The sequence below is a fragment of the Streptomyces apricus genome (assembly GCF_008369065.1).
In the GTDB taxonomy this organism is placed as follows: domain Bacteria; phylum Actinomycetota; class Actinomycetes; order Streptomycetales; family Streptomycetaceae; genus Streptomyces; species Streptomyces apricus.
In genome coordinates this window covers 20,666-32,943 of sequence record NZ_VDFC01000080.1, presented here as the reverse complement: position 1 = coordinate 32,943, position 12,278 = coordinate 20,666, and the positions used below count along the sequence as shown (strand labels likewise).

The window sequence follows — 12,278 nt, the reverse complement described above, 5'->3', positions numbered from 1 at the left end:
ATGTGGCGGAGCGCTTCGGTGAACTCCTCGGCGGTGCGCCGCACGGTCGCCGGATYGGCCGTCCCGGAGCGGTGGTGCCAGGTGAAGGCGAGGCGTCCGTCGCGTACCGCGCCGACCACCTCCAGCGGGTGCGAACCGCTGTCCCGGGGGTCGTGGTCCTGGCCGAAGGAGCCGTGTTCGGCGCGGATCAGGCCGCCTTCGGAGCCGGCGGGGCGCGCGTCCCACTGGCCGAGGTAGTTGAAGACCACCCGGCCGTGCGCGGCGGCGCCCAGCCGTTCGCGTACCCCGGGCGGTCCGAAGGTGCGCAGGACGCCGAAGCCCAGTCCGTTGCCGGGTACGGATCGCAGCTGGCGGCGCACCGACTTCACGAGGGCACGCCAGTCGCGGTCGGGTCCCGGGCAGTGCGGTTCGGGCACCTGGAGGGCGACCGGGTGGACGGTGGTGAACCAGCCGACCGTGCGGGAGAGGTCCACGTCGTCGAGCAGGTCCTCACGGCCGTGGCCTTCGAGGTCCAGGCGGACGCGGTCGCTGCCGGTCCAGCGGGACAGCGCCAGGGCCAGCGCGGCCAGCAGGACGTCGTTGACACGGGTGCGGTAGGCGGCCGGCGCCGCGCGCAGCAGGGCCGCCGTGTCCTCCTCGTCGAGTTCGACGGTGAACGCGCCCGCCTCCCGGGCGTCCGCACCGGGTTCGGTCGGGGCCTGCGGCTGTTCGGCGGTCACCGCCTGTTCCCAGTACGGCAGTTCGTGGTCCAGGCCGCCCTCGGCGACGTGCCCGGCGAGCCTGCGGGCCCAGTCGTGGAACGAGGTGGTGCGCTCCCCCAGCTCGACGCGGCCGCCGCGCACGGCCTGCCCGTAGGCGGCTTCCAGGTCGTCGGCGAGGATGCGCCAGGACACGGCGTCCACCACCAGGTGATGGACGACCAGGAGGAGGAACACCGATGCGCCGCCCGCGCTCTCGACCTCGCCCGTGTCCTCGCCCTCGCCCCCGTCGGAGGCGTTCGCACCGGCCACTCCGGTGAACAGGGCCGCCCTCAGCAGCGGGCCCCGGCCGAGGTCGAACCCGGTGTGCAGGCCGTCCGCGGCCCGCTCCATGGCCGCGGCGGCCTCCCCGGCCGGCAGGCCCGACAGGTCGTGGTGGACGAGGAGCCCCTTCGTCTCCTCCGGCGGCGGGTTGAACTGGTGCCAGCCGTCGGTGTCCCGGGTGAAGCGCATGCGCAGGGCGTCGTGGTGCTCCAGCAGGGCGTCCAGGGCGGTCTCCAGGGCGGTCCGGTCGAGCGCGCCGTCGAGTTCCAGCAGCGCCGACTGGTTGAAGTGGGTGTGGTCGGCGCGCGGTGTGGTCAGGAACCACTCCTGGATCGGGGTGAGGGGCACCGCGCCGGTCGCCGGGCCGTCGCCGGTGCGCTGCGGAGCCGTGCCGACGACGGTGGCCAGCTCGGCGACCGTCTGGTGGGTGAACAGGTCGCGGGTGGCCAGGTGCAGGCCCTCGCGCCGCAGCCGGGACACCACCTGCATGCTCAGGATCGAGTCGCCGCCGAGGTGGAAGAAGTTGTCGTCCGCGCCGACGTCCGCCACGCCGAGGACGTCGGCCCAGACACCGGCGATGCGTCGTTCGGTGTCCGTACGGGGTGCGGTGCGCGGGCCCGTCCCGGCGGTGTGCGCCGGGCCCGGGGCGGGCAGGGCCCGGCGGTCCGTCTTGCCGTTGGGGGTGAGCGGCAGCCGTTCCAGCGGCACGAACACGGCCGGCACCATGTGCGGGGGCAGCAGTCCTGCGAGGTGCTCGCGCAGGGCGGCGACGGGCAGGGCCTCGGCGCTCGCGCCGGTGCCCTCGTCATCGGCGGTGGCGGTGGCGGTGGCGGGGACGACGTACGCCACCAGTCGTCCGTGGTGGTCGGACGGTCGCCCGTCCGGGCCGTCGGTACGGACGACGACCACCGCGTCCCGTACGTGCGGGCTGCGGCGCAGCGCGCTCTCCGTCTCCCCCGGCTCGATGCGGAAGCCGCGCAGTTTGATCTGGTCGTCGGTGCGGCCGACGAAGCGCAGCGCGCCGTCGGCGCCCCGGCGCACCCGGTCGCCGGTGCGGTACATGCGTTCTCCCGCCGCGCCGAACGGGTCGGCGACGAACCGCCGGGCGGTCAGGCCCGGCCGGTGGAGGTAGCCGCGGGCCAGCCCCGGCCCCGCCACGTACAGCTCCCCCGTCACGCCGGGCGGCACGGGTCGCAGGGCCGCGTCGAGGACGTACACGCGGGTGGCGCCGGCCGGGCCGCCGATGGGCGGCGCGCTGCCCGCCGGGGTCAGCGGACCGGTCCAGGTGGCGACGACGGTGGCCTCGGTGGGCCCGTAGGAGTTGATCATGCGGCGGCCGGGCGCCCACCGTTCCACGAGGTCGGCGGGGCACGCCTCGGCGCCGACGATCAGGGTGCGCAGGTGCGGCAGGGTCCCGGCGGTCTCCGGGGCCACGGTGGCCAGCGCGGCCGGCGGAATGAGGGTGTGGCTGATGCGGCGCCCGGCGAGCACCTGGGCGAGCCGTTCGCCGATCAGCGGCCCCTCCTCCCCCGTGACCAAGGTGGCGCCGCTGAGCAGGGAGACGCACAGTTCGAGGACGGAGGCGTCGAAGCTGGGTGAGGCGAACTGCAGCACCCGGTCGCCGGGGCCCGCCGCGTATTGCTCGGCAGCGGCCGCGGTGAAGCCCGCCAGGCCCCGGTGCGTCACGGTGACGCCCTTCGGGGTCCCGGTGGACCCGGAGGTGTAGATGACGTACGCCGGATGGTCGGGGGTGAGGGGGGTGGTGCGGTCGGCGTCGGTGGGCGCGGTGTCGGTGGGGTCGGCGGCGATGAAGGTGCTGTCCGGGGCGTCCGGTGTCCGCGGGGCTGTCGGGCCGTCCGCCGCCCCCGTCTCCGCCCGCGTTCCCCACACCTGTGCCGGATCGTCGAGGATCACCTGGGCGCCCGCGTCGGTGGTCATGAACTCCCGCCGCTGCCGAGGGTAGTTCGGGTCGACGGGCAGAAAGGCGGCGCCCGCCTTGGCGACGGCGAGCTGTGCGACCACCGTCTCGGCGGTACGGGGCAGGGCGAGGGCCACGACGTCCTCGGGGCCGACCCCGCGGGCGATCAGCCGGTGGGCGAGCCGGTTGGCGGCGCGGTCGACCTCGGCGTACGTCAGCTCCCGCGCGGTGTCCTCCAGGGCCACGGCGTCGGGGGTGGCGGCCGCCTGCCGTTCGAACAGCTGCGGCAGTGTCGCCACCGGCACCGGCTGGGCGGTGCCGCGTCCCTGCTCAAGGAGGTCCTTCAGTTCGTCGTCGGAGGCGAGCGGCAGCGCGCCGAGGGGGCGGTGCGGGTCGTCGGCCACGGCCGACAGCAGCGTGGCGAGCTGACCGGCGAGCTGCTCCGCCGTGGCCGCGTCGAACAGGTCGGTGTTGTAGGTCAGCAGGCCGTCCAGCGCCCCGGAGTCCGCCTCCGCGAACTCCAGGGTGAGGTCGAACGCGGCGTGCTGGAGCTCCGTCTCGACGGCGGACACCTCCAGGCCCGGCAGGTCGAGGTCGGCGGCCGGGGTGTTCTGCAGGACGACCATCACCTGGAACAGCGGGGTGCGGCTGGTGTCGCGCACCGGGCGCACCTCGTCCACCACCTGCTCGAACGGCACCTCCTGGTGGGCGAACGCGTCCAGCACGGTCTGCCGAACGTCGTCGAGGAACTCGGCGAAGGGACGCCCGGTGTCGACCTGCGAGCGCAGGACCAGGGTGTTGACGAAGAAGCCGACGAGCTGCTGGACCTCGGCCTGGTCGCGGCCCGAGGTGACGGTGCCGACGGCGACGTCCCGGCTGCCGCACACCCGGGCGAGGAAGGTCTGCGCGGCGGCGACCAGTGTGGTGAAGAGGGTGGTCCCCCGTGCGCTGCCCACCTGCCGCAGGCGGCGCGCGGTGCGGGGCGGCAGGGTGAGCCGGGTGGTCGCGCCGGACCGGGTGCGGATCGGCGGCCGGGGCCGGTCGGTGGGCAGGTCGAGGGGCTCGATGCCGCTCAACCGCTCGTTCCAGTACGCCAGTTGTCCCTTGCTGCCGCTCGCGGTGCGCTGCCAGTGGGCGTAGTCGGCGTACTGGACCGGAAGCGGCGGCAGGGGCTCGGTGGCCGGGTCCAGCGCGGCCCGGTAGAGGTGGGCGAGGTCGCCGGTGAGGACGGCGGTCGACCAGCCGTCGGTGACGATGTGGTGCAGGGTGAGGGTCAGGACGCGCGCAGGTCGAAGGGGAGGGCCCGGTCGGCGGCGAGGCGCTTCTCCAGGCGGGCGGTGCGGTCGCCCTCGGACAGGTCGGACAGGTCGTCGAGCGGCAGCGGCACCTCACGCGGCGGGTGCACGATCTGCACGCCCCGGCCGTCCACGGTGTCGAAGGTGGTGCGCAGCGACTCGTGCCGCGTCACCAGCCCGTCCAGGGCCGCCGCGAGGGCCCGCGTGTCGAGCCGGCCGCGCAGGCGCAGCGCCAGGGCGGTGACGTACTCGGTGCCGCCGGGGGCGAACTCCTCCAGGAACCACAGGCGTTGCTGCGCGTACGACATCGGTGCCGTCGCGTCCCGGGCCACCGGCACGACGGCGGGGCGTGCCGCGTCGGCGCTCCGGTCCCCGGTGAGCAGGTCGGTGAGCAGTTCGGTGAGTGCGGCGGGTGTCGGGTGGGKGAACACGTCGCGCGGGGAGAGCGGGGTGCCGAACTCCTCGGCCAGCCGGGAGGCGAGGCGGATGCTGAGGATGGAGTCGCCGCCCAGCGCGAAGAAGTCGTCGTCCATGCCGGGCAGTTGCCCGTCGGGCCGTCGTCCGCCGAGCACGTCGGCGAAGACCTCGGCGGTGCGGCGTTCGGCGTCGGTGCGCGGTGCGCGGTGCGTGCCCCGCTCCGGGCCGGTGCCCGCCTCCGGAGCCGGGAGCGCGGCGTGGTCCACCTTGCCGTTGCCGCTCAGCGGGAGGGCCGTGAGGGGGACGAAGGCGGCGGGCACCAGGTAGTCGGGGAGCGAGCGGCGGGCGTGGGCGCGCAGGTCGAAGGGGAGGGCCCGGTCGGCGGCGAGGCGCTTCTCCAGGCGGGCGGTGCGGTCGCCCTCGGACAGGTCGGACAGGTCGTCGAGCGGCAGCGGCACCTCACGCGGCGGGTGCACGATCTGCACGCCCCGGCCGTCCACGGTGTCGAAGGTGGTGCGCAGCGACTCGTGCCGCGTCACCAGCCCGTCCAGGGCCGCCGCGAGGGCCCGCGTGTCGAGCCGGCCGCGCAGGCGCAGCGCCACCACCGCCACGTCCGCGACGCCGGGGTGGGCCGCCAGCACGGCCGCGGCCTCGCCGGGCTCGACCCGGAAGCCGCGGATCTTCACCTGGTCGTCGGCGCGGCCCAGGAACTCGACCGTGCCGTCGGGGTGACGGCGGGCCAGGTCACCGGTGCGGTACATCCGCGTGCCGGGCGGCCCGAGGGGGTCGGCGAGGAAGCGGCGTGCGCTGTCGCCGGGGCGGCCCAGGTAGCCGCGTGCGACGCCTTCGCCGGCGACGTACAACTCGCCCGCGCAGCCCGGCGGGACGGGGCGCATCCGGGAGTCGAGGACGTGGACCCGCTTGTCGTCGAGCGGGCGTCCGACGGGGACGGCGTCGGGGACGGCCGCCGCGTCGTCGAGGGCGTGGGACGTGGCGAAGGTCGTGGTCTCGGTCGGCCCGTAGCCGTCCACCACGGTCAGGCCGGGGCAGGCGGCCAGGACGCGGCGCACGGCCGCCGCGGGCACGACGTCCCCGCCGGTCCACACCTGGCGCAGCCCCGCGAAGCAGTCCGGCGCGTCCTGGGCCAGGAGCCGGAACACCCCGGCCGTCAGCCACACGGCCGTGAGGCCGCCACCGCCCGGGCGGACGGTGCCGTCCCGGCGGCCGGTGCTCCCGGCTCGGCGGTCGCCGTCGTGGACGGAGCCACCCGGTCCGGCGACGACCAGACCGGTCGGTGCGACGTCCACCGGACCGGCCGATCCGGCGTCGGCGGAGTCGGGCGTTGCCTCGCCGGCGGTCCGCGCGTCCGGCCCGATCAGTTGCCGCAGCAGGGCCGCGTCCAGCGGTCGCTCAGGGGCCACCACCACACAGCCGCCGGTCAGCAGAGGTGCCCACACCTCGAAGGTGGCCGCGTCGAAGGCGACCGGTGAGTGCAGCAGGACCCGGGCGCAGACCCCGTCGGCGAAGCGGCTGTCGGTGGCCAGCGACGCCACGTCGCGGTGGCGTACCGCGACGGCCTTCGGCAGTCCGGTGGAGCCGGAGGTGAACATGACGTACGCCAGGCGGTCGGGGTCCGCCGGTACGGCGGGCGTTCCCGCCGTGGCCTCCGGGGCATGGCGGGCCGCGGTGACCTCCTCGGTGGTGAGCCGGACCCGGACGCCCGCCCGCGCGAGCATCGTCCGGCGCCGCTCCTCGGGGGCGCGGCCGTCCACGGGCACGTAGGCGCCGCCCGCCTTGAGGACCGCCAGCTGAGCGACCACGAGTTCGGCGCAGCGGTCCATCAGCAGCGCCACCCCGTCCTCGGGGGCCAGGCCGGCGGTGAGCAGCCGGGACGCCACCCGGTCGGACCAGCCGTCGAGTTCGCGGTAGGTCACCCGCCGGTCGCCGTCGCTCAGGGCGGGGGCGTCCGGGGTGCGGCGGACCTGCTCGGCGAACAGGTCCACCGGGCTGCGCGGCCGCGTCGGGCGGGCGGTGGTGTTCCACTCCTCCAGTAGTCGGCAGTCCTCGGCGGTGAGCGGTTCGAGCGCACCGACGTCACCGTCACGGGCGCCGTCACGGGAACCGTCATAGGCGCCGTCATAGGCGCCGTCACGAGTGCCCTCACGGACCTCGCCGAGGCCATCGGCGAGCCGGACGAGCAGGACGGCCAGGCGCCGCGCGGCCCGTTCCACCGTGGTGCGGTCGAAGAAGGCGGGGTCGTAGGCCAGGTCGAAGCCGAGCCGGTCGCTCAGGTGGGCGCGCAGGCACAGCGGGAAGGTGGTGGCGTCGTCGGCGCGCACCTCGGCCACGCCCACGCCCGTCCGGGCGGCGGCCGACTCGTCGACGGGGTAGTTCTCGAACACGACCATGCTGTCGAACAGGGCCTGCCCGGCGGGGACGCCGGTCAGCGACTGGATGCGGGCGAGGGAGAGGAAGTCGAAGCGCCGGTCCTCGCTCTGCCGTTCCTGCAGGCCGCGCAGCCAGTCCGCCGTGGACCCGGCGCGGGGGACGCGTACCCGGGTCGGCACGGTGTTGATGAACATGCCGATCATGGTGTCGACGCCGGGCAGTTCGGCGGGCCGTCCGGAGACGGTCGTACCGAACACGACGTCGTCGCGCCCGCCGGAGCGTGCGAGGAGCAGGGCCCAGGCGGCCTGCACCACGGTGTTGACGGTCAGTCCGGCGCGGGCCGCGCTCTCCCGCAGCCGCCGGGACGCGTCCGCGTCGAGCTCGTGGTGGACGGACTCGGCAGAGCGCGCCCGGTGCGCCTCGGCGGGGGTGCGGTCGTAGGGCAGCGGGGTGCGGTCGGTGACCCCGGCGAGGGTGTCGGCCCAGTGGCGTTCGGCCGCGCTCCCGTCCTGTTCCCGCAGCCAGTGCAGGAAGTCGGTGAACGGCCGCCGGACGGGCGGCGCGGCGTCGTGGCCGCCGGTGAGCGCGGCGTACCGTTCGCACACCTCGGTGAGCAGCTGCCCGGTGCTCCAGCCGTCGAGGACGAGATGGTGGGAGGACCACAGCAGCAGGACCTCGTCGCCGGGCAGTGCGGCCACGGTGATCCGGGTGAGCGGCGCACGGGTCAGTTCCATGCCTGCCGCCCGGTCCTCGGCGAGCAGCCGCTCCGTGGCGGCGGCGCGCTCCTCGCCGGTCAGGGTCCGCCAGTCCAGGTGCGTGACCGGCAGCTCCACCCGGTGGTGGACGACCTGCACGGGGTGCGGCAGGCCCTGCCAGTGGACGCCGGTGCGCAGGGCCGGGGTGCGGTCGGCGACCTGCTGCCAGGCCGTGGCGAACGCCGCCGGGTCGGCCACCCCGGTCAGCCGTACGGCGGTGCGGTCGAAGTAGGCGCCGGCCGTGTCGACGAGCCCGTGGAAGAGCATGCCGGACTGCAGGGGCGTCAGCGGCAGGACGTCCGCCACCTGCCGTCCGTCGCCCACCAGGTGGTCGAGCTGCCGCTGGGACAGGCCCGCGAGGGGGAAGTCGGAGGGGGTGCGGCCGCCCGCGCCGGGCTCGGCGCAGTGGGCCACGATGTCGCGGAGGGCCGCGCACATCTCCTCGGCCAGGTGCCGCACGGTGGGCTCGTCGTAGACGGCGGCCGGGTAGGTCCAGCCCAGTTCGAGCCGCCCTTCCTGGACCACGCCCGTGATGTCCAGCAGGTAGGGGCGGGGCTCGTCCGGGTCGGTGTCGCGGCCGGCCGGGGGGAGCGCCGCCCGGTACAGCCCGCCCCCGGCGCCGCCGCCCGCGTCCCAGCGTCCGTGGTAGTTGAACCCGACCTGTGGCTGCGGGGCGTTCGCGAGCGGGCCGTCCGGCAGCAGGTGGCGCAGGGCGCCGTGGCTGAGGCCGTGCAGCGGCACGGCGCGCAGCTGCTCCTTGACCGAGCGCAGGGTGGTGCGCCAGTCGGCCTCGGGTGCGACGGTCAGGGCGAGGGGGAACTCGGCGGTGAACCAGCCGACGGTGCGGGACAGGTCCACGTCGTCGAACAGGTCCTCCCGGCCGTGCCCCTCGACCCCGACGAGGACGGTGTCGTGCTCGCGCCAGCGGGCCAGGGTGCGGCCCAGGGCGCTGAGCAGCACGTCGTTGACCTGGGTGCGGTAGACGTCGGGGACGTGGCGCAGGAGTGCCTCGGTCTCCTCCGGGTCCAGCGTCACGGTGAGGGTGGCGGCGGTGCCGTGGGTGTTGGGCCCGGGCCGTCCGGCGGGCAGGTCGGCGGGGGCTGCGGCGGTGCGCGTCCAGTAGGGGAGGTCGGTGTCCAGGGCGCCGGAGCGCGTGTGCTGTTCCAGGCGCCGGGCCCAGCGGCCGTACGCGGTGCCGGCCGGGGCGAGTGCGGCGGGGCGTCCGGCGGCGAGGGCGCGGTGGGCGCTCTCCAGGTCGCCGAGGAGGATGCGCCAGGAGACGCCGTCGACGACCAAGTGGTGGACCGTGAGGAGGAGTTGGGCGGGACGTTCCGGGCCCCGGTCGAACAGCAGGACGCGTACGACCCGGCCTTCGGTGGGATCGAGCGACGCCTGCGCGGTCTCCGCCGCGCGCTGCACCTCGGCCTCCAGTGCCGGCGCGTCCAGGTCCGCCGCGTCGTGGCGGGTGAACACGCCGTGCGGGGCCCGCGGCAGCACTTCCTGGTACCAGCCGTCCCCGAAGTCTCCGGAGTGCCCGAAGTCCCCGGAGTCCTCAGACCCCTCAGAGCCCTCAGAGTGCCGGAAGCGGGTCCGCAGGGCCGGATGACGATCCACGAGGGCCTCGACCGCCCGTTCCAGCGCGGACGGGTCGGTGCCGGTGGCCAGTTCCAGGCGCTGGGTCATGGTGAAGCGCATCGGGTCGCCGGGGCGGCGGGCGTCGAGGTACCAGCGCTGGATGGGAGACAGCGGCGCCTCGGCGGGTGCCGTGCCGTCGGTGCTGTCGGTGTCGGCGGTGTCAGCGGTGGGGCCACCTTCCGCCCCGGGCGCCGACTCGGCGACGCACAGGGCGAGTTCGGCGACCGTCTGGTGGCGGAAGACGTCCTTGGTGGTGAGGGCGAGACCCGCGCGGCGGGCGCGGGAGACGATCTGGATGCTGAGGATGGAGTCGCCGCCGAGCGCGAAGAAGTTGTCCCGCGCGCCGACCCGTTCCACTCCCAGCGCCTCGGCCCAGAGGGCGGCCAGCCGTTCCTCGGTACCGGGACGGGGCGCCACGTACGGCGTGCCGCTGTCGGGCCGGCTCGGCGGCGCCGGCAGGGCGCGGCGGTCGGTCTTGCCGCTGCTGGTGCGCGGTATGCGCTCCAGCGGCACGAACGCGGCGGGCACCATGTGGTCCGGCAGGGTCCGCCGCAGGCGCACCCGCAGGTCGTCGGCGGAGGGGGCGCGCTCCCCGGCGGGCACGACGTACGCCACCAGCAGGGTGCGTCCGGCGTGCTCGCGGGCGGCCACGGCGGCGTCGGTGACGTCCGGCAGCGCGAGCAGGGCGGCCTCCACCTCGCCGGGCTCGATACGGAATCCGCGGATCTTGACCTGCTCGTCGGTCCGGCCCAGGAACTCCAGCAGCCCGGACGTGGTCCAGCGGGCGCGGTCGCCGGTGCGGTACATCCGCTCCCCCGGCGCGCCGAACGGGTCGGCGGGGAAGCGGGCGGCGGTCAGGCCCGGCCGGTTCAGGTAGCCGCGGGCGACCTGCGCCCCGGCGAGGTACAGCTCGCCCGGTACGCCGGGCGGGACCGGGCGCAGGGCGCGGTCGAGGACGTGGGCGCGCAGGTTGCGGCCCGGACGGCCGATCACCGGGCGGGCCCGGTGGTCGGTGCAGCGGCCGTAGACGGCGTCGACGGTGGTCTCGGTGGGGCCGTACATGTTGTACGCGGTGACGCCGAGGTCGTCCTGGGCGGCGCACAGGTCGGCCCAGGTGTCGGGGCCGACGGCCTCGCCGCCCACCAGGAGCAGGCGCGGGTGGTGGCGGCCAGGGGCGAGGAGTCCGGCGGCGGTGAGTTCGCGCAGGAAGGACGGGGTGACGTTCACCAGGTCCAGTTCCCGCTCGTCGACCTGGGCGCAGAACGCCTCCGGGTCCAGGCGTACGTCCTCGTCGACGAGGTGGACCTCCTGGCCCAGGGCGAGCAGCAGCGGCCCCTCCCAGGAGGTGTCGAAGGAGAAGGAGGCGCTGAGCGCGGCCTTGAGCCGTCGTCCGTCGGGGGTGTGCGGGGCGACGAGTCCTTCCCGGTGGTCGTGGCAGAGGTTGACGAGGTGGCGGTGGGCGACGGTGACGCCCTTGGGGCGGCCGGTGGAGCCGGAGGTGTAGACGATGTAGGCGGCGTTGTCCGGGTGCAGCGCGGCGGTCCGGTCGGCGTCGGTGGGGTCGTGGGCGGGCAGGTCGTCCCAGGGTGTGCGGCGCAGGGCGTCCGGGGTCAGGACCGTGTGCGGGGCGGCGTCCGCGAGGAGGAACGCCGTGCGCTCCTCGGGCAGGTCCGGGTCGAGGCAGAGCAGGGTGCCGGCCGCCTTGAGGACGGCGAACACGGCGACCGGCAGGTCCGAGGTGCGGGGCAGCCGGACGGCGACCACGCGCTCCGGGCCGGCGCCCAGCGCGATCAGGTGGTGGGCCAGCCGGTTGGCGCGCTCGTTCAGGGCCGCGAAGGTGAGCGTGGCGTCCCGGGCCACCAGGGCGGTGGCGTGCGGGGTGCGGGCCGCCTGCGCCTCGAACAGGGCGGGGAAGCAGGTGTCCGGCACGGGCAGCCGGCCGCCCTGCCACTCGTCGAGCACCTGCCGCTGTTCGGCGTCCGTCAGCAGCGGCAGCGCGCGGACGTCCCGGTGCGGTTCCGCGGTCGCCGCCTCCAGCAGCAACCGCAGCCGTACGGCGAGTCGCCGGGCGGTGTCCGGGTCGAACAGGTCGGTGTCGTACTCCAGGTGGCCGGTCACCCCGGCGTCGCTCTCGACGAAGTCGAAGGCGAGGTCGAAGGCGGCGTGCCGGACGGGCGGTGTGAGCGGTTCGACGTCCAGGCCCGGCAGGGCGGGTGCCTCGGCGCCCAGGTTGTGCAGCGCGACCATGACCTGGAACAGCGGGGTGCGGCTGGTGTCCCGCTCCGGCTGGAGGGCGTCGACCAGTTTCTCGAACGGCACGTCCTGGTGGGCGAACGCGTCCAGGACGGTGGTGCGGACCCGCTCCAGCAGCGCGTGGAACGACAGTCCGGGCTCCACCCGGTTGCGCAGCACCAGGGTGTTGACGAACATGCCGACCACGTCGTGGAGTTCGGGCCGTTCGCGGCCGGCGGTGACCGTGCCGACGGCGATGTCCTCCTGGTCCGTCCAGCGGGAGAGCAGGGCCGTGCAGGCCGTCAGGAGCGTCATGTACAGGGTGGCGTCGGCCTCGCGTGCCGTCGCGCGCAGCCGTTCGGTGAGCGCGGCGGGGAGGGTGAAGGTCACCAGGGCTCCGTTGCGGGCGCGTACGGCGGGACGCGGGCGGTCGGTGGGCGGCTCCAGCGGGGTGATCCCGTCCAGCGCCGCGCGCCAGTAGGCGAGTTGCTCGTCCGTCTCCCCGGCGCGGCCGCGCTGCCAGGCGGCGAAGTCCGCGTACCGGACGGGCAGGTGGGGCAGCCGGGGGGCGCGGTCCCCGCGGGCGGCGGCGTACAGCTCGCCGAGGTCCCGGCCG

1 pseudogene is annotated in these 12,278 nt (G+C 75.6%); it reads right to left on the bottom strand.

Features of this window, described 5'->3' with window-relative positions:
- Positions 1 to 12,278 (bottom strand): annotated as a pseudogene (locus tag FGF04_RS35610) (amino acid adenylation domain-containing protein); the annotation flags it as partial.